Below are 17,783 nucleotides of genomic sequence, written 5' to 3' on the forward strand. Positions count from 1 at the left end.
CAAATTCTCAGATGAATGCACCAAAATCGTGTTATTGGGTGATGCTGATACCGGTAACATGATATCGGTAACATCAGGCTGCCTGTAAATGAACTCTGTAATGTTTGTTAACATTTTGGGACGAAGTTCAAACAATCAAAATAATCAGCGAGAAAGGTGAGCGGGAGAATTGTTTGGCTGGAAAAGATCTGACATGCGTCTGACTTACATCGTCAGTAAACGGAATAAAGCGCGGGCACCGAGCTGTACGGGGCCCGATTATTTTAACGAGCAGGGTGTTCCGCTATCGGCAACAAGAGCTCTTTGAGGATTTCATAGCGCTGTTGCGGCGAGAGCCAGATAAATCCCAGCAGTTTTTGCTGGCTGCCTTCACGCTCGAACTGCGCCTTCAGCTGCAGTAAGTACCGTTTTGTTCTGTTCATGGTCACCTCCAGGTTCGTTACCTGAAGGCTATAACCAAAAAACCGGAACAAATAGTGATGCGATTAATTTTTGGCTTCAGTATTTATCCTGTCAGTAGCCAACTGCGTCCAGGCGGAAGCTCTTCCCGCAGTTTCCCGGGTGTTTTTGCGGGGCAAAGGAGGCGCTTTGCAGCGGCTGGTTAATCTTGTCTGCCAACAGGGAGATCTGCATTTCCGTGAGGTAGGCGGGATTACCGTCACAGGTTAGCTTAATGGCATCCACTGCATCGCTGCCCCAGGTTTGCTTCACCGCTTTGTTAAACGCCTTACGCGTCACGGTCTGGCCGTAATTCTGAGCAAGGAACTGGCCAAAGGCGCTGTGTTTCACTTCCCCGTTCAGGCGCACCATCGTGCCGAAGTAATCGTCGGGGTTAAAGCCAAAACAAACGCCATGCTTGGCGTATTCGTAGCGCTCCAGGCAGGATTGTCCCCCGGCGCCGGGCATCACGCCGGCCAGCTTTGAGGCCATTTCAACGGAAAGCCCGGTGTCTGGTGCGGCGCATTTTTTTGAAGCTCTTGCTTCGGCCATATTCGGTACCGGGCGAGTGGCGCAACCGTAACGCATCCAGCGTTTCTCATCGACACCGCGTGAAGCGACAGATTTTGGCAGACCCGGCCAGAGGCCGTGAACGGTCAGAAAGGCGCTTTTATCCGCCTGTTCCTGCAGGGCTTTACACTCCGCGGGTTCGTTGCGATTGCGGTCGTGCATGCTCTGGCAGAAGCCTGTTTGCCAGGAGAGCGCCAGCACGTAGCGATCAAAATCTCCGTACTGGCTGGGCTGCAGGGCGTCGGCAAACGCTGCGGGACTGAGGAAAAGCGGTGTGCAAAGCAGTAAATGTCGCGGTGTAAAATTCATCATTATTCTCTTATCTGTCCTGGAGGCGGGCTTATTATAGGCATAAAAAAAGCGCCTGATGCAGGCGCTTGAAACGATGATGCCTGCCCGTTAGTGAACGATCGCGGCAGCAGGAACCAGAATCTCCGTGGCGATAATCACCACAATAAGACCGACGGCGACCGGCACAGAGGTGCGCTTCACCACTTCGAAAGGCGAGATTTTTGCCATCCCTGCGACGGCTACTACTACGCCGGAAACCGGGGAAATGGTACGGCCCAGGTTGGAAGCCTGCAGCATCGGAATGGTCAGGTAAGCCGGGTTAATTCCGGAAGAGTGCGCCAGTTTCGGGATCATCTCGACAAAAGCATAGAACGGTGCGTTACCGGAGCCAGTGGTCATTGCCGCCAGCATGGTCAGTACCACCAATACCAGCATCAGAATAATACTTGCGGAACCAAACGAGGTGGCAATGGAGATCAGGCTTTGAATAAAGCCGATGGTGCTTAAGCCCTGGGCAAAAACGCCGGCGGCAACCAGCAGCATCACCACGTTGGCAAAGGCGTCCGCCATGCCGCGATAGCAAACTTCCATCCCGGAGAAGACGTGCTGCGTGTTGAAGCTGCGGAAAAACTCAATCAGCGCGGCAATCAGAATACAAATAACCAGAATGGTAATGATGTGCAGCTGTGGGCCCCATTTGCCGTCGAAAATCAACACGCCGACGATAGGCGTAAACGGCAGGATGGCATAGAAAGCGGGCGCAGAAGTCTGGATTTCACTCACGTCCAGCATTTCGTGGCTGATGTGCTCTTTTTTATCGAGATAGCGCTGCCAGAAGAAGTGCGCAATGGCCATGCTGATGATGGCCGCGATGGAGATAGGAATGGTTGTTTTAAAGGCAAAATCGACCAGAGACATTTCAGAGGCCTGAGCGGCCAGCACGACGTCGCCGGAGGTCGGAGCCAGAATAATAGCCGCCGGGGAGGCACAGATGGCCGCTGCCGCGCCACGACTGATGCCGACGTTGACCATGACCGGGAACAGCGTCGCCATTAACAGTACGCCAAGGCCGGTTGCTGACGAAACGGCCAGTGACATCAGGCAGGCGACGAAGTAGGCGGCGATCATCAGTAAGTAAGGCGAGTTGATGAACTTCAGCGGTTTAGAGGCCAGTTTGACCACCACATCGTTGGCGCCGATATGGGTCATATAGGCGGCAAATCCGCAGAGCATCATGATCATCATGCCAAGATCGCCGCCGCGGCTCATCAGCAGGATTTTGACGTATTCAAAGATGTCTGTGGCGGTGTAGCCAGTGCTTTCCGCGCTGGCGGGCAACACTTTATGCCCCATGAGCGCGCTGACGATAAGTAACAACAACCCGCCGACGAACAGTACGCCGGTGGCGGAGTAGCCTTTGATGATGTAGCGGGCAACGCCCACAATCACCACGACGCCAATAATAAGTTCCAGAATGGTAAGCATGTTATCCCCTGATACGCTAAGGCGCTCTTCGGCGTCCTTACGCTTGCAGCTAAAAGTGGTTTTTTCTCAGAAAATTAAAATAGTGATTTTTTACAGCCGGCTGTAAAGGGCTAAGAATTTGCCTCAGAACCTGTTTAGAGTTTCTGATGAGCATCAACTTTCGTTGCAACGGATCAACTTTAGGCAAAGCTTTTGTTAGCTGCATTACGTTTATCGACGTGGCCGATAAAAAATAAGGCACAAAAATTGTGCGTATTTTGGCGGTGTAACCGACGATCGGTTATGTAAAAACAATGATTATTTTGCTTGATTGTTAACGAATGGGTTTTTCGTAAAGCAGTTAAAAAAAACTTTAAAACGCGACAGGCTGCCGCCTATACTGCCGATCTCTTTTATGTCGGGGTTTTTATGCTGCACACCTCCCTCTGGTCGACAAGCCGCTGGCGCTTTATCAGGAAGCATCTTTTGATGCTGCTGTTGGCGTTGGGCTGGTTTTTTGTCAACAGTCAGGTGGCGATAGCGTCTTACGATTGCCCGGTTGATATGACCGCGGGTCCAATGGCAGCCCCGCATACTGAAAGTATGCAGATGCCTGACAAGGCAATGCAGGCCAAACTCAGTAACCCGCTGTGTGAAAAACACTGCGTGCCTGACGTAATGCAAAAAGACAACGGGCACAGCTCGCTGGTGGCGTTACCGGTTGCAGATACCCTTGCACTGGTTGAGCCTCAGTGTTCAACAGTCGTTGAGTCCGCCCCTTATGTTACCCCTCCCGCAACAGGACCTCCGGCAACCATTCGTTTTTGCCGCTTTAGAGAATAACTCCAGCACTGTCAATGTTTTGGGGCTTTGCCCATTCCCTTTTTGACTGTGTTTTGGAGATAAATCATGTTTAACGCTATTCGTTCTGCCGCGGCCGGTGCGCTGCTTGTTGTTGCCGCTTTCCCTGCTTTTTCCGCTGAAACTTCCCACGATATGTCCTCTATGAAGGGGATGTCTGACATGCCTGGCATGGCGATGTCTTCTGATGCGACTCCGGCGACTAAGGTCTACAAAACCGAAGGCATCGTGAAGACCATCACCGCCGATACCGTGTCTATCGCCCATCATCCCGTTGCCGAACTTGGCTGGCCAGCGATGACCATGACGTTCGCTTTGCCGAAAGACGGTTCGCTGCCGGCGTTAAAGGTGGGGGAGAAGATCGCTTTCTCTTTCACCCAGCATGAGACCGGGTATCAGTTATCTTCCGCAACCCCGCTTAACTAACCGAGGTTGCCATGAAACGACACACCCTGAGCCTCTGGCTTGGCGGGGTGCTGTTGGCTACGTCTGTCTCCGCCGCTCAGGCGGCGGAGCTCAGCCTGCAACAGACTCTGCTGGCCGCCGAGCACTATTCTGCGGCGCTGTCCGCCAACCGTAATCAGAGCGATGCGCTGAACGCCATGGCTGATTCTGCCCGGCAATTGCCCGATCCAAAGCTGAAGTTTGGTATCGAAAACGTGCCGGTGGGGGGGAGTAATAACCACCGCTTTAGCCGTGACGGCATGACCATGCAGCGTATCGGCATCATGCAGGACTACGTCAGCGAAGATAAACGCGATCGCAAAGCGGACACTATCCTGGCCCAGTCGGCCAGTAGCCAGGCGAAAGCGGAGGTGATTCGCGCCAATCTGCAGCGCGATACCGCGCAGGCGTGGCTGGATCTTGCTTTATCTGAGCGAGTACTGACGGCTGCCCGCAAGCTGGTAAGTGAAACCGAGCGGCAGATTGGCGTTCAGAAAGCCACCGTGGCCAGCGGCAGCTCGCCCGCCTCCGGCGTAGTGGATATCCGCATGACGTTGCTCACCATGCAGGACAAAGTCACGCTTGCCGAGCGTGATGTCACCCTGGCGCAGACCCGGCTTCTGCAACTGACCGGGCAGACGATTGATAGCGTGGTGGGGACATTGCCCCGCTACCAGCGGTTACCGGCCGATCCTGCCGTGCTTGAAGAAGGCGTGATGCAGCACCCGGAGGTGATTGAAGCTGCCCGTGAAGCAGATGTGGCTCGCGCTAAGTCCGCGCAGTCTGCCGTTGCGGCTAAGCCTGACGTTGGCATCGAAGTTTATTACGGACGCCGCGCTGAAGGTTATGACGATATGGCGGGCGTGATGTTCACCGTCGATCTGCCTCTGTTTAAACCTCAGCGGCAGGATAAAGATTACTCCGCCGATGTTTCCCGGGCGATGGAAGCGAACGATCAGCTGGCGCTGGCTCGCCGGGAGCGTATCGCGCTGGTTCACTCGCTGGTGGCGAATTACCAGGCTGCACAAAGCGTCTGGCAGCGGCAGCAGGAGCAGGCTTTACCGCTTCAGCGTCAGCGCCTGTCTCTGCTGGAGTCGCAGTATCGCGCCGGGCAATCCTCTCTGACTGAACTGTTGGCTGCTCGCCGGGATCTTCTGGACACCGAGCTGACCGCCAGCAGCGCGGAAAAAGCCGTGGCCACCAACTGGGCGGCGATCCGCTACCTTACGCCTCAGGATGTTAACTAATGAAAAAATCACTCACTCTTTCCCTGCTGGCGGGGGCGATTGTTGCCGCGCTGGCTGCGGGGTATTACGCCGGGAAGCAGCAAACCTCTCACCAGCATGTCGACGCTCAGCCCCAACAGGAAAGCGGCCGTAAAGTGCTTTATTGGTACGATCCTATGGTGCCGGGGCAGCGCTTCGACAAGCCGGGGAAATCGCCGTTTATGGATATGGCGCTGGTCCCGCGCTATGCCGATGAAGTGGCCAACGATGGCGGCGTGACGGTCAGCAACCGCCAGCAGCAAAACCTGGGCATTAAGACAGCCGCCGTTGAGCGCAAGGCTCTGAGCGTGCCGTTCGCCGCTTTTGCCACCGTCACGCTGGACGAACGCAGCGTACAAATCATCCCGGCCAGCGCTAACGGCATTGTGGAAACGCTGTATGTCAGGGCCCCTCAGCAGTACGTGAAAGCCGGGGAACCATTGGCGCAGCTGTGGTTCCCGGAATGGACCGCCGCCCAGCAGGAGTTTCTGGCGGTGCGCAAGCTGGGAGACAGCGCTTTAACCGCGGCGGCCAGAGAACGGCTGCAGTTGCAGTTTATGCCCACGGAAGTGATTCGCCAGGTTGAGCGCAGCGGCAAGCCGCAAACCCGCGTGACCGTTCGCGCAAAGCTTGCCGGGTATGTGAATAAACTGGAGGCGCGGGAAGGACAACAGGTGACCGCGAATGCCCCGCTGTTCGAAGTGGCAAGCCTTGATTCCGTCTGGATCGTGGTGGATTACCCGCAGTCTCAGGCTCAGGCATTGCAGCCGGGAAGCGAGATTGTGGCTACCGCCGACAGCTGGCCTGGGGAGGTATTCCACGGGCGAGTAAGTGAACTGCTGCCGAACCTCGAAACCACCACCCGCACGCTGAAAGCGCGCATTGTGCTGGATAACCCGCAAATGAAGCTCAAGCCCGGCATGTACCTCAGCGTGCATCTGGCGAATCAGCAGCCTCGTGCCGCGGTTCTGGCCGTGCCGGAGGAATCGCTGATTGAAACAGGAAGCCAAAGCCGCGTGCTGGTTGCCGAAGAGGGCGGCCATTTCCGCCCGGTGAACGTGGTGCCGGGCATCAGTGACAAGGGCTGGGTGGAGATTCGCTCCGGGCTGAATGAGGGGGAGAAAGTGGTCACTTCCGGCCAGTTCCTTATCGACTCCGAGGCAAGCCTGCGCAGCGCTTTGCCGGAGTCTGACGCGCAGCCCAAAGCATCACCAGCGGTGAAAACCTACGACGGCGAAGGCGTGGTCAAAGCGGTCAGCGCGGAGGCTATTACTATTGCCCATCATCCTATCCCGGCGCTGAACTGGGGCGCGATGGTGATGCCCTTTGTGCTGACATCGCCGACCAGTCTGAAGCCGGGGGATGCAGTCATGTTCAGCTTTACAATGGACGATGAAAAAGGGGCCGTGATCACTCACCTGATGCCGATGGCGGGGGCGCACAAATGATTGCCGCCGTTATTCGCTGGTCGCTTAAAAATCGCCTGCTGGTGGTGCTGGCCGCCATCATTATGGCGGCATGGGGGCTTTGGTCGCTGCAGAGAGCGCCGCTGGATGCGCTGCCGGATCTCTCTGATGTGCAGGTGATTGTGCGGGTGAGTTATCCGGGTAAAGCACCGCAAATCGTGGAGGACCAGGTCACCTATCCGCTGACTACCACCATGCTGTCCGTTCCGGGAGCTAAAACGGTGCGTGGCTTTTCCATGTTCGGCGATTCTTATGTCTACATTCTGTTCGACGATGGGACCGACCCTTACTGGGCACGATCCAGGGTACTTGAATACCTGAGCCAGGTGCAGTCTCAGCTGCCGCCGGAGGCCAAAGCCTCGCTGGGGCCTGATGCTACCGGGGTCGGCTGGGTATATGAATATGCGTTGGTGGACAGAACCGGGAGACACAGCCTGGCCGATCTGCGAGCCTTACAGGACTGGACGCTGAAGTTTGAGCTGAAAACCGTGCCTAACGTCTCCGAAGTGGCAAGCGTAGGCGGCATGGTACGTCAGTACCAGATTGTGCTCGATCCGGAACGTATGAAAGCGCTGAATATTACCCATGAGCAAGTCATCAATGCGGTAAAAAGCGCCAACCAGGAAGGCGGCGGGTCGGTGCTCGAGATGGGAGAGGCTGAGTATATGGTGCGAACCTCTGGCTATCTCAAAAATCTGGATGACTTCAAGCAGGTTGTTATCACCAGCCGTGATGGCGTGCCGGTGCTGCTTTCCGATGTCGCTTCCGTCAGGCTTGGGCCGGAAATTCGCCGGGGCGTGGCGGAGTTTAACGGCGAGGGTGAAGTTGCCGGTGGCATTATCGTGATGCGCTACGGCAAAAATGCCCTTGAAACGATTAACGCGGTTAAAGCAAAGCTGGCTCAGCTGCAGAAGAGTTTGCCCGCCGGCGTTGAAATTGTGCCGGTGTACGACCGTTCACATCTGATTGAAAACGCGATTGAAACTCTCTCACATAAACTGCTGGAAGAGTTTATCGTGGTCGCCATTATTTGTTCGCTGTTCCTGTTCCACTTCCGCTCTGCTCTGGTGGCGATAATTACTTTGCCGCTGGGGATTCTGGGGGCGTTTATCGTCATGCATTACCAGGGCGTGAATGCCAATATCATGTCGCTGGGTGGCATCGCGATTGCCATTGGCGCGATGGTCGATGCGGCGATAGTGATGATTGAAAACATGCACAAAGTGCTGGAGCAGTGGCGGCACGATCGTCCGGGAGAGCAGCCTCGCGGCGAAGATTACTGGCAAATTTCTCAGCAGGCGGCGGTAGAAGTAGGGCCAGCGTTATTTTGTAGCCTGTTGATTATTACCCTGTCGTTTATCCCGGTGTTCTCTCTTGAAGCGCAGGAGGGAAGGATGTTTTCGCCGCTGGCGTTCACCAAGACTTATTCTATGGCGGTGGCCGCGGGGCTGGGGATTACGCTGGTGCCGGTGCTGATGGGCTGGTTTATTCGCGGCAAGATCCCCGATGAAAAGGCCAACCCGATTAACCGCTGGCTGATTGCGGCCTACGAGCCTGTACTGGAAAAAGTGCTCGACAGGCCGAAAACCACGCTTGCGGTAGCCGGCGTGTTGCTGGTCGCCACGCTTTGGCCGCTGAGCAAACTGGGCAGCGAGTTTATGCCGCCGCTGGATGAAGGCGATTTACTGTATATGCCTTCCACGCTGCCGGGTATCTCGACGCGAGAGGCAGGGCGGCTGCTGCAGCAAACCGATCGCCTGATCAAAACTGTACCGGAAGTTGAAACCGTTTTTGGTAAAGCCGGACGTGCCGAAACGGCCACAGATCCCGCGCCGCTCACCATGATTGAAACCACCATTCGCTTTAAGCCACGCGACCAGTGGCGGCCGGGAATGACGATGGACAAGCTGGTGAATGAGCTGGACAGCGTGGTGAAGGTGCCGGGTATTGCCAACGTGTGGGTACCGCCTATTCGTAACCGGCTGGATATGCTGGCCACCGGGATTAAAAGCCCGGTAGGGATAAAGGTGAACGGCAATAATATTGCCGCTATTGAGTCAGTCGCGGAACAGATTGAGCGCGTGGTGAAGCAGGTGCCTGGCGTCACCTCTGCGCTGGCTGAGCGCCTGGGCGGCGGGCGCTATGTGGATATCGATATCGACAGGCGCAAAGCGGCTCGCTATGGCGTTTCGGTTAAAGAACTGCAGTCGCTGGTTGCCACGGTGATCGGTGGGGAAAACATTGGTGAAACTATTGAAGGGCGTGAGCGTTTTCCAATAAATGTGCGCTACCCGCGTGAGCTGCGAGACAACCTGCAGAAACTACGCGATTTACCGGTTATTACCTCCAACGGCAGCCAGGTAGCACTTTCTGAACTGGCAAATATTGCGATTACAGAAGGGCCGCCGATGCTGAAAAGTGAAAATGCGCGCCTTTCGAACTGGATCTATGTCGATCTGCGTGGCCGAGATTTGAAGTCTGCCGTAGAGGATATGCAGCGTGCGGTGGCCGAGCAGGTGAAATTGCCTGAAGGTGTTTCTCTTTCGTGGTCAGGGCAGTTTGAATACCTGGAGCGTGCGACGGCGAAATTAAAAATTGTGCTGCCATTTACCTTATTAATCATATTTGTACTGTTATATGTCACCTTCTCACGAGTGAAGGATGCGCTATTAATTATGGGGACTTTGCCGTTCTCATTAATTGGCGGTGTGTGGCTACTTTATCTGCTGGGATATAACCTGTCGGTGGCCGGAGCCGTGGGCTTTATTGCCCTTGCGGGTGTTGCTGCCGAATTTGGCGTGATCATGGTGCTTTATTTAAACCAGGCGCTAGCTAAGCATCAGAAAACTGACAGCGTGCAGGATGGCGGTCTGCTGCGGCGTGCTATTCATGAAGGTGCTGTACTACGCGTCAGGCCTAAAGTGATGACGGTGGCCACCATTATGGCGGGTTTACTGCCGATTATGTGGGGCAACGGCACTGGATCGGAGGTAATGCGACGTATTGCCGCCCCGATGATTGGGGGGATGGTGACGGCGCCATTGTTGTCGATGTTGGTTATCCCTGCGGTATATATGTTGATTAAAAAACGGAAATAAGCGTTGTTGGCAGGAGCGTATATAGTTATGCGCTCCTGCTTGCAATTTTATTCAACGTTGTCTGACATCTGTTTGGGAATTCAGCGTATTGACAGCAGGCGATGGACAATTTTCTTTACGAGTCATGTGCTGATTTAGCTTCCATTGAGATATAATTTCGTAAGGTACTTGTCGAATTTTAATATGGTAATAACGACGTGACTTACGCGAATAAACTGTTCTCAATTTTGATTTTTGTTTGCACGCTTGGGCTGAGCGCTTCTGCTGCTGCGGAAGACGGCTTTTTCAGCAACGCATGGGAAACCTTCTCCGGCCAGGTATCTAAAACCTGGAACGAACCAGAACATTATGACCTTTACGTGCCGGCGATTACCTGGCACGCCCGCTTTGCCTATGACAAAGAAAAAACGGATCGCTATAACGAACGACCGTGGGGCGCAGGTTTTGGCCAATCCCGCTGGGATGAGGAAGGTAACTGGAACGGCATCTATCTGATGGCGTTCAAGGACTCTTTTAACAAATGGGAGCCTATCGGCGGTTACGGTTGGGAGAAAACCTGGCGGCCGTTGAGTGACGATAACTTCCATATGGGACTGGGTTATACCGTGGGTGTTACTGCCCGCGACAACTGGAAATACATCCCAATCCCGGTTGTGCTGCCGCTGGCGTCTATTGGCTACGGCCCGGCAACCTTCCAGATGACCTACATTCCAGGCACCTATAACAACGGTAACGTCTACTTTGCGTGGATGCGTTTCCAGTTCTGATTGTATAGTCCTGAAGTCGGTGAAAACTGAGGGTTTTTATACCCCTTTAAAAACAAGGTGTAATGCGCAAGCTAGTAAAAAGTTAGCGACTTTTATCACTTTTTAGCAATTCTGGACTGGACAAAAGCCACCACAATTGTTGTACTGATGCCCGACACAGCATTTGTGTCGTTTTTTCATGTAAAGGTAATTTTGATGTCTAAGATTAAAGGTAACGTTAAGTGGTTTAATGAATCCAAAGGCTTCGGCTTCATTACTCCGGAAGATGGCAGCAAAGACGTGTTCGTACACTTCTCTGCAATCCAGAGCAATGGTTTCAAAACCCTGGCTGAAGGCCAGCGCGTTGAGTTTGAAATCACTAACGGTGCCAAAGGCCCTTCTGCTGCAAACGTAATGCCTATCTAAGTCATTACCAGTAGAATATAAAAACCCGCCAAGGCGGGTTTTTTTTTGCCTGTGATTTGTCAGGCAAACAGATACGTTTTCAAAAACAGTCCAACGATAACGACGCTTATCAACACGCTCTCCCAGCCGGTTATTTGCTCTTTCATTGCCCGCTCCCCCAAAGATATGGCTGGGATAGTGGCAGAGAAAAATTAAGCTAACATTAATGCCTCAGGGCTTATTGGGTAACGAAGAGAGAAACCAGCCAAAATGCGAGCGCGGTCATGATAAACGAGCCTGCCAGGTTGAGCAGGACGTTCGTGCCAGCCCAGATCAAACGCCCATCCTGCAGCAGCAAAACGACTTCTGCAGAAAACGTCGAAAACGTTGTCAGACCGCCACAGAAACCGGTGGTTATCAGCAGCTTCCACATCGGGTCAACGTGACTGAAGCGGCTGAACAGCGCCAGCCCAAGGCCGATGATAAACGCCCCGGTCAGATTGGCGATTAGCGTCCCAATGGGAACGCCCATGTGCATTGGATTGAACTTCATACTGAGAAACCAGCGTGCTACGCTGCCCATCCCGCCGCCGATAAAGACGGCGAATAGCATCTGAATCACGATTAATCCTTATTAAACATCAGCAATGGGAAAAGTGTAGCGTTCAGGCCGGGAGATTTATACCCAATGTGCTGTAATTAATCCTTTGAACGGCGAGGCGAATATGAAGGTGGCGGTCGGGCAGTTTGTGGTGGGGCCAGTCTGGCAGGAAAATGCGGCAACCTGCGTCAGCCTGATGGCGCAAGCGGCAGGCAAAGGGGCCGATTTGCTCGTTTTACCTGAGGCGGTGTTAGCCCGGAGTGATACCGATCCGGATATGTCAGTCAAGTCAGCACAGACGCTGGATGGCGGCTATGTACAACAGCTGCGGGCTGAAAGCCGAAAGAACGAGATGACAACGGTGCTAACGCTGCATGTCCCTACCCGTGATGGTCGGGCGGCAAACACCTTGCTGGCCATTCGCGGCGGTGAGATTGTGGCGAATTACCGGAAGGTTCATCTGTATGATGCTTTCAGCGTTCAGGAGTCCCGGCTGGTGGATGCCGGAGCAAGCCAGGCACCTTTGATTAAGGTTGCCGGCATGAACGTCGGGCTGATGACCTGCTACGACCTTCGTTTTCCTGATATGGCGTTGAGTCTTGCGCTTAGTGGGGCAGAGGTTCTGGTTCTGCCCGCGGCGTGGCTAAAAGGCCCGCATAAAGAGGCTCACTGGGCGACGCTTCTCGCCGCTCGCGCGTTGGATACTACGTGCTATATGGTTGCTTCTGGAGAGTGTGGCAATAAAAATATCGGCCAGAGCCGGATCATTGACCCGCTGGGCGTGACCGTTGCTGCGGCAGCCGAGGTGCCTGATCTGATTTTTGCCGAGATAAACACAGAACGAGTCGCGGCGGTCAGGCAAATGCTGCCGGTACTGCTTAACCGGAGGTTTGCGCCGCCGCAAATGTTATGATGTTTTTTTAAACAAGCCTTGATTCACCTTGTTACAGATTGCTATTGTGTCGCCCGGATAAATATCCGTTAATGCAATCAGGTCTTTTATTCGCCGTTGCCACGGCACGCATCACAAAAGAAGGTAGGTATGGGAGAGATTAGTATTACTAAGCTGCTGGTTGTCGGCGCGCTGATCGTATTGCTGTTTGGTACCAAGAAGCTGCGCACGCTGGGCGGCGATCTCGGTTCTGCCATCAAAGGCTTTAAGAAAGCGATGGCTGAAGACGACAGTGGCAAAAAGCCCGATACCGAAGCTGAAGCCACTGCAGAACAGCGCATCGTTCATAAAGACTGAATGACGACTGCAAAATAAAAAACCGGCTCAAAATGGCCGGTTTTTTTATGGTTGTCAGTTTATAAGTAACAAGATGTAACGGTTGTTACTTCACTTCCATACCTTTTGCCTGCAGATCGGCGTGATAGGAAGAGCGAACAAACGGGCCACAGGCGGCGTGGGTGAAGCCCATTGCCAGCGCTTCGGCTTTCATCTCTTCAAACTCGTCCGGGCTAACGTAACGCTGCACCGGTAAGTGGTGACGGCTTGGCTGGAGATACTGGCCCAGGGTCAGCATGGTCACGCCGTGACGGCGCAGGTCGCGCATCACTTCGATGATCTCTTCGTTGGTTTCACCCAGGCCTACCATCAGGCCAGATTTGGTCGGGATATCCGGATGAGCTTCTTTGAAGCGCTCAAGCAGCTTCAGCGACCAGTTGTAGTCTGCACCTGGGCGGACGTTGCGGTAGACGCGCGGTACGTTTTCCAGGTTGTGGTTGAACACGTCCGGCGGCGTTGCGGTGAGAATATCCAGCGCACGATCCATACGTCCACGGAAGTCAGGCACCAGCGTTTCGATTTTGATGCTTGGGTTTTTTTCGCGGATAGCGCGAATGCAGTCAGCAAAGTGCTGGGCGCCGCCGTCACGCAGATCGTCACGGTCTACTGAAGTAATCACGACATAGCGCAGACCCATATCGGCGATGGTCTGTGCCAGTTTTTCAGGCTCATTGGCATCTGGCGCAACAGGGCGACCATGTGCGACGTCGCAGAATGGGCAGCGGCGGGTACAGATAGCGCCCAGAATCATAAAGGTCGCGGTGCCGTGGTTAAAACATTCAGCGAGGTTAGGGCAGGAGGCTTCTTCGCAAACGGAATGCAGACCATTTTTGCGCATCGCCGCTTTAATGCCCTGGATACGGGTTGAGTCAGACGGAAGTTTAATTTTCATCCATTCTGGTTTTCTCAACAGCTCCTGGCGCTCTGTCGCCACGTTTTTAACCGGGATCAGAGCCATTTTATCGGCGTCGCGGTATTTAACGCCGCGTTCCATCACAATGGGTTTGCTCATAGGGTGCGTGTTCCAGTTGCGGATAATGAAGTCAGGCTAATTCAAGCTAAGTTAGGATCTATCAACTATTTTTGAATTAATGGCCGGAAGTATACCATCACGGCCAGGGAGAATCAGTATACCCCAACGTGAAATGGAGAAAGAATTGTAAATGGGTTGTTGTTTTGTGCTAAATGCGAGGTTAACGAGCATGGTGTTCACCTCTGAAACGCCCGGCAAGAGGTGAAAACCACTGAGGATCAAGCGAACTCTGTGTGAATGGCTTTGATTATCTCCTGCAAAACCGTGTCGCGAATGCTCAGCTTGTTAAAATGCATGCTGGTTTCCATTGTTTTATCAGCAAACAGATCGCAGTCAACGGCTCGCAGGTTCCAGGTCTCTTTGAACATTTCGTACAGGCGCCAGGGCATGAAGCCCAGCAAATCGCTGCTGCCCAGCAGCGAGGACAACGTGACGTAGTTGTAGCTGCTGAACGCTATTTGCCTGTTAGGAAGCCGCTCGCTGATCTCCTGACGCAGGTCACGCAACAGGTCATCCTGCATGATCAGGAAAGTGTGCTCCATATTTTGCAGATCTTCGCGAGTGAGCCGCTGTTCAAGGCAGGGATGACCTTCCCGGCAGACCACGGCGATACTTTCCTGATACAGCGGTACGCTGGTGATGGTACGCGCGTAGTGGCGGCTGGTGTCGATAATCAGGTCGGTTTGAAACTGGCTGAGTTGGGACTCACCATCGTTAATGGGCACATTGCGAATAAGCAGATTTGGATTGACCTTGCGGATCGCCGAATAGACTTTAGGGATAACTAAAGCCCCAATAGACGGCTGAGTGGCAATGGTGATGGTACGCTGCTGATCGTTGCTGTTGTTGAAATCCAGCGCGCCAAGAATCGATTCCAGGCCCTGGCTGATATATTCATGCAGATGTGCCGCATACGCCGTCGGCGTGACGCCCTGGCCTTTGCGAATGAATAAAGGGTCGGGAAAAATATAGCGCAACTTTTGGATAGACTGGCTGATAGCCGAGGGCGTGAGATTAAGCACTCGGGCTGCATTGACGATGCCTTTATGAATGTAGACGGCCTCAAAAATAGTCAGCAAGTTCAAATCTATGTTGCGTAACGTCTTGAATACGGGATAGTTGTTTTCACCATCGCGATCCACGATTTTTTTCTCAGACAGTGGGTTTTGCCCCATGTCAGGTCTCCGCTAAAAAAATAAAGAATATTATATTTATAGATACAAATAGAGCATTTTGGGGAATTAGCGTAGTTATTTTGCCAACCCAAGCACGAATGAGAAAAATTAAGCTATGGGAACCCATTCCTGACTGTCATATTATTTAAATAATGACATTACTGAATTATCCAATTAGTGATTATAACTGGTGGGCGAAAAAGTGATAAAACGGCAATGTCTGGCCCGCGGGAGGCAGGCCTGACGTTTACTTCTCTTTGCGATATTCGTACGGCGGGTGGTTTAGCAGGGCGATAAAGTTTTCTACCAGCCGGGGCTGAATATCCGCCACGGTGATGCCTTCGACAAAATGGCTGACCTGGGTCATCTCCAGGCCGGCATAACCGCAGGGATTTATCCGCAGGAAGGGGGATAAATCCATGTCGATGTTCAGTGCCAGCCCGTGGAAAGAACATCCCTTACGAATACGAAGCCCCAGAGAGCAAATCTTGCGTCCGTCGACATACACGCCCGGCGCGTCGGCGCGGGGGTAAGCTTCAATACCATATTCTGCCAGCGTGTTAACCACGGTTTGTTCCAGGACGGTTACCAGCTCCCGCACGCCAAGCTTGCGTCGTTTTAAGTTCAGCAGCAGATACATAACCTGCTGGCCTGGGCCGTGAAAGGTTACCTGGCCGCCGCGATCGCTTTGCACAACGGGAATATCGCCCGGCATCAGGACGTGCTCGGCTTTACCGGCCTGGCCCTGGGTGAAGACCTGGGGATGTTCAACCAGCCAAATCTCGTCGGCCGTAGTGTCGTCACGGGTGTCGGTAAAGTCATGCATTGCCTGCGAAACAGGTTCATAAGGCTGCAGGCCAAGAGTGCGAATCAGGATAGTGTCTTGAGACAAAACAGCGTCTCCGGGAGAAGAGGGTGGCGGAAAGTATATCACAGCTAAAACCCGGCCTAAGCCGGGTTCTCAGATTACAGCACCATACGAACGATTTCGATGTTGCCTAATTCTTCATACAGGGTTTCAACCTGTTCAATGTGAGTGGCATTGATGGTAATAGAAACCGAGTGGTAGTTACCTTTGCTGCTTGGTTTAACCTGCGGCGTGTAGTCACCAGGGGCGTGGCGCTGCACCACCTCAACGACCAGATCAACCAGCTCCGGTTTCGCCAGGCCCATTACTTTGTAAGTAAAAGAGGTTGGGAATTCGAGCAGTTCGTTCAGTTTGGTTTTCATGGTAGCTCCAGCGTTACGGCAATAAAAATAATAACTCCCGCCGGCGGGCGGGAGTTGCTTTGATGCTAAGTATATGGGGTCAACTTCGACACTTTCAAGTGTTCAATAATTAACCGAACCAGTGGTGGAACATCAGTTTGATGTAATCAATGATTCGGCTGAAGAAATTCCCTTCCGGCATTTCCTGCAGCACGACTAACGGACGCTGCTCGATGGTTTTGCCATCCAACTGGAAGTTAATGGTACCGACAACCTGGTTTTTCTGCAGCGGCGCGTGCAGTTCAGTCGTGGTCAGCACGTAGCTGGCTTTCAGATCCTTCATGCGGCCACGAGGAATGGTCAGATAAACGTCTTTATCCACGCCGAGGGAGGCACGATCGTTGTCGCCAAACCAGGCTGGCTCAGAAGCAAACTCTTTGCCGGCTTTCAGCGGAGAAACAGTTTCAAAGAAGCGGAAGCCCCAGGTCAACAGCTTTTTGCTTTCTGTTTCACGGCCTTTGTAGGTGTGCCCGCCAAGAACAGCGGAGATCAGGCGCATCTGGCCTTCGGTTGCGGAAGCTACGAGGTTATAGCCTGCTGCATCCGTGTGGCCGGTTTTAATACCATCAACGTTGAGGCTGGTATCCCACAGCAGACCATTGCGGTTAGTCTGACGAATGTTGTTGAAGGTGAACTCTTTTTCTTTGTAGATAGCGTATTCGTTCGGTACATCGCGGATCAGTGCCTGGCCGATCAGCGCCATATCACGCGCAGAGCTGTACTGACCTTCGGCATCCAGGCCGTGCACGGTCTGGAAGTGGGTGTTTTTCAGGCCCAGAGCGGAAACGTAGCCGTTCATCAGGCTCACGAAGGCATCCTGGCTACCGGCAACGAAGTCGGCCATCGCCACACAGGCATCGTTACCTGACTGCAGGTTGATACCGCGAACCAGTTTGTTGACCGGCACCTGCATACCAGGCTGCAGGAACATCAGCGAGGAGCCTTTAAACACCGGGTTACCGGTGGCCCAGGCATCTTTGCCGATGGTGACCATTGCATTGTCGTCGAACTTGCCGGCTTTCATCGCCTGGCCAATGACGTAGCTGGTCATCATTTTGGTCAGGCTGGCCGGGTCGCGACGTGCGTCGGCGTTTGATTCGGCCAGCACTTTGCCTGAGTTGTAGTCAATCAGGATATACGCTTCTGCATCAATCTGCGGGACGCCCGGGATCATAGTTTTAATGTTGAGGTCGTCAGCTTGAGCAGAGGCCATAGCCGCAAGAGCGAAAGCCGAGGTGAGCGCCAGGCGCTTAACAAAACGTGCAGAAGGAGCTGTATTCATGATGGAACTACGACGTCCGTGATGGAATTAAAAAAAGTGCCTTACTATAGCAAAAGCATTTTTGACTGGCATCTGACTTTGCGCGTG

Annotated in this window: 18 protein-coding genes; 9 read left to right on the forward strand and 9 right to left on the reverse strand. The window is 53.4% G+C overall.

Annotated elements, in window-relative coordinates; translation table 11 throughout:
- Positions 1-263: 263 nt before the first annotated feature.
- The 3 genes from LH23_RS23960 to dcuC form a co-directional block, all read right to left on the reverse strand.
- The gene (locus LH23_RS23960; RefSeq protein WP_156108028.1) at positions 264-422 is read right to left on the reverse strand and encodes a hypothetical protein; all 159 of its coding nucleotides are present in this window, start codon (positions 420-422) and stop codon (positions 264-266) included.
- A gap of 91 nt (positions 423-513) precedes the next feature.
- Complete coding sequence (gene rna / locus LH23_RS11120; RefSeq protein ID WP_071842713.1) at positions 514-1,320, reverse strand: ribonuclease I; 807 nt, start codon at positions 1,318-1,320, stop codon at positions 514-516.
- Between the two features lie 87 nt (positions 1,321-1,407).
- Complete coding sequence (gene dcuC, locus LH23_RS11125) at positions 1,408-2,784, reverse strand: anaerobic C4-dicarboxylate transporter DcuC (protein WP_039291126.1); 1,377 nt, start codon at positions 2,782-2,784, stop codon at positions 1,408-1,410.
- A gap of 306 nt (positions 2,785-3,090) precedes the next feature.
- On the opposite strand from dcuC, the gene LH23_RS11130 reads away from it, so the two are divergent.
- From LH23_RS11130 to cspE, 7 genes are all read left to right on the forward strand, one after another.
- Positions 3,091-3,606 carry a hypothetical protein gene (locus tag LH23_RS11130; protein ID WP_081946080.1) on the forward strand — a complete coding sequence of 172 codons (516 nt, stop codon included), beginning with the start codon at positions 3,091-3,093 and terminating at the stop codon, positions 3,604-3,606.
- A 66-nt stretch (positions 3,607-3,672) separates the two neighbouring features.
- A complete protein-coding gene (locus LH23_RS11135) occupies positions 3,673-4,050 on the forward strand; it encodes a copper-binding protein (protein WP_052050196.1) in 378 nt (125 codons plus the stop codon).
- A gap of 11 nt (positions 4,051-4,061) precedes the next feature.
- Positions 4,062-5,315 carry a TolC family protein gene (locus tag LH23_RS11140; RefSeq protein ID WP_039291128.1) on the forward strand — a complete coding sequence of 418 codons (1,254 nt, stop codon included), beginning with the start codon at positions 4,062-4,064 and terminating at the stop codon, positions 5,313-5,315.
- Positions 5,315-6,781, forward strand: a complete 1,467-nt coding sequence (locus tag LH23_RS11145; RefSeq protein WP_039291129.1) for an efflux RND transporter periplasmic adaptor subunit — start codon at positions 5,315-5,317, stop codon at positions 6,779-6,781. The genes LH23_RS11140 and LH23_RS11145 overlap by 1 nt, the downstream gene beginning before the upstream one ends.
- Positions 6,778-9,897: an efflux RND transporter permease subunit gene (locus LH23_RS11150; RefSeq protein WP_039291132.1), complete on the forward strand. Its 3,120-nt coding sequence runs from the start codon at positions 6,778-6,780 to the stop codon at positions 9,895-9,897. Before LH23_RS11145 ends, LH23_RS11150 begins: the two co-directional genes overlap by 4 nt.
- A gap of 197 nt (positions 9,898-10,094) precedes the next feature.
- A complete protein-coding gene (gene pagP / locus LH23_RS11155; RefSeq protein ID WP_039291134.1) occupies positions 10,095-10,664 on the forward strand; it encodes a lipid IV(A) palmitoyltransferase PagP in 570 nt (189 codons plus the stop codon).
- Between the two features lie 195 nt (positions 10,665-10,859).
- Positions 10,860-11,069 (forward strand): transcription antiterminator/RNA stability regulator CspE, encoded by a 210-nt coding sequence (gene cspE, locus LH23_RS11160; RefSeq protein ID WP_004100146.1) that lies wholly within the window; start codon positions 10,860-10,862, stop codon positions 11,067-11,069.
- A 217-nt stretch (positions 11,070-11,286) separates the two neighbouring features.
- Here the strand turns inward: cspE and crcB are convergent, their stop codons facing one another.
- The gene (crcB, locus tag LH23_RS11165; protein WP_039291139.1) at positions 11,287-11,670 is read right to left on the reverse strand and encodes a fluoride efflux transporter CrcB; all 384 of its coding nucleotides are present in this window, start codon (positions 11,668-11,670) and stop codon (positions 11,287-11,289) included.
- Between the two features lie 103 nt (positions 11,671-11,773).
- Here crcB and LH23_RS11170 point away from each other — a divergent pair, with 103 nt between their 5' ends.
- Positions 11,774-12,562, forward strand: coding sequence for a deaminated glutathione amidase (locus tag LH23_RS11170; RefSeq protein ID WP_039291141.1), 789 nt, complete (start codon positions 11,774-11,776; stop codon positions 12,560-12,562).
- A gap of 129 nt (positions 12,563-12,691) precedes the next feature.
- A complete protein-coding gene (gene tatE / locus LH23_RS11175; RefSeq protein ID WP_039291144.1) occupies positions 12,692-12,898 on the forward strand; it encodes a twin-arginine translocase subunit TatE in 207 nt (68 codons plus the stop codon).
- An 85-nt stretch (positions 12,899-12,983) separates the two neighbouring features.
- Here tatE and lipA read toward each other — a convergent pair whose 3' ends face one another.
- The 5 genes from lipA to dacA all read right to left on the reverse strand — a co-directional run bounded on the left by lipA (position 12,984) and on the right by dacA (position 17,696).
- A complete protein-coding gene (lipA, locus tag LH23_RS11180; protein ID WP_039291145.1) occupies positions 12,984-13,949 on the reverse strand; it encodes a lipoyl synthase in 966 nt (321 codons plus the stop codon).
- Positions 13,950-14,188: 239 nt separating this feature from the next.
- Positions 14,189-15,145 (reverse strand): YbeF family transcriptional regulator, encoded by a 957-nt coding sequence (locus LH23_RS11185; RefSeq protein WP_008456036.1) that lies wholly within the window; start codon positions 15,143-15,145, stop codon positions 14,189-14,191.
- A gap of 247 nt (positions 15,146-15,392) precedes the next feature.
- Positions 15,393-16,037 carry a lipoyl(octanoyl) transferase LipB gene (gene lipB, locus LH23_RS11190; protein ID WP_039291147.1) on the reverse strand — a complete coding sequence of 215 codons (645 nt, stop codon included), beginning with the start codon at positions 16,035-16,037 and terminating at the stop codon, positions 15,393-15,395.
- Positions 16,038-16,111: 74 nt separating this feature from the next.
- Positions 16,112-16,375, reverse strand: coding sequence for a DUF493 family protein YbeD (gene ybeD, locus LH23_RS11195; RefSeq protein WP_008456041.1), 264 nt, complete (start codon positions 16,373-16,375; stop codon positions 16,112-16,114).
- Positions 16,376-16,484: 109 nt separating this feature from the next.
- A complete protein-coding gene (dacA, locus tag LH23_RS11200; RefSeq protein WP_039291151.1) occupies positions 16,485-17,696 on the reverse strand; it encodes a D-alanyl-D-alanine carboxypeptidase DacA in 1,212 nt (403 codons plus the stop codon).
- Positions 17,697-17,783: the final 87 nt, after the last annotated feature.

It is taken from the genome of Cedecea neteri (assembly GCF_000758305.1).
GTDB lineage: Bacteria > Pseudomonadota > Gammaproteobacteria > Enterobacterales > Enterobacteriaceae > Cedecea > Cedecea neteri_C.

What these genes read in the sequence shown, in the direction of transcription:
- LH23_RS23960 (WP_156108028.1), bottom strand. Translation starts at nt 422, where the DNA reads ATGAACAGAACAAAACGGTACTTACTGCAGCTGAAGGCGCAGTTCGAG.
- rna (WP_071842713.1), bottom strand. Translation starts at nt 1,320, where the DNA reads ATGATGAATTTTACACCGCGACATTTACTGCTTTGCACACCGCTTTTC.
- dcuC (WP_039291126.1), bottom strand. Translation starts at nt 2,784, where the DNA reads ATGCTTACCATTCTGGAACTTATTATTGGCGTCGTGGTGATTGTGGGC.
- LH23_RS11135 (WP_052050196.1), top strand. Translation starts at nt 3,673, where the DNA reads ATGTTTAACGCTATTCGTTCTGCCGCGGCCGGTGCGCTGCTTGTTGTT.
- LH23_RS11140 (WP_039291128.1), top strand. Translation starts at nt 4,062, where the DNA reads ATGAAACGACACACCCTGAGCCTCTGGCTTGGCGGGGTGCTGTTGGCT.
- LH23_RS11145 (WP_039291129.1), top strand. Translation starts at nt 5,315, where the DNA reads ATGAAAAAATCACTCACTCTTTCCCTGCTGGCGGGGGCGATTGTTGCC.
- LH23_RS11150 (WP_039291132.1), top strand. Translation starts at nt 6,778, where the DNA reads ATGATTGCCGCCGTTATTCGCTGGTCGCTTAAAAATCGCCTGCTGGTG.
- cspE (WP_004100146.1), top strand. Translation starts at nt 10,860, where the DNA reads ATGTCTAAGATTAAAGGTAACGTTAAGTGGTTTAATGAATCCAAAGGC.
- LH23_RS11170 (WP_039291141.1), top strand. Translation starts at nt 11,774, where the DNA reads ATGAAGGTGGCGGTCGGGCAGTTTGTGGTGGGGCCAGTCTGGCAGGAA.
- tatE (WP_039291144.1), top strand. Translation starts at nt 12,692, where the DNA reads ATGGGAGAGATTAGTATTACTAAGCTGCTGGTTGTCGGCGCGCTGATC.
- lipA (WP_039291145.1), bottom strand. Translation starts at nt 13,949, where the DNA reads ATGAGCAAACCCATTGTGATGGAACGCGGCGTTAAATACCGCGACGCC.
- LH23_RS11185 (WP_008456036.1), bottom strand. Translation starts at nt 15,145, where the DNA reads ATGGGGCAAAACCCACTGTCTGAGAAAAAAATCGTGGATCGCGATGGT.
- ybeD (WP_008456041.1), bottom strand. Translation starts at nt 16,375, where the DNA reads ATGAAAACCAAACTGAACGAACTGCTCGAATTCCCAACCTCTTTTACT.
- dacA (WP_039291151.1), bottom strand. Translation starts at nt 17,696, where the DNA reads ATGAATACAGCTCCTTCTGCACGTTTTGTTAAGCGCCTGGCGCTCACC.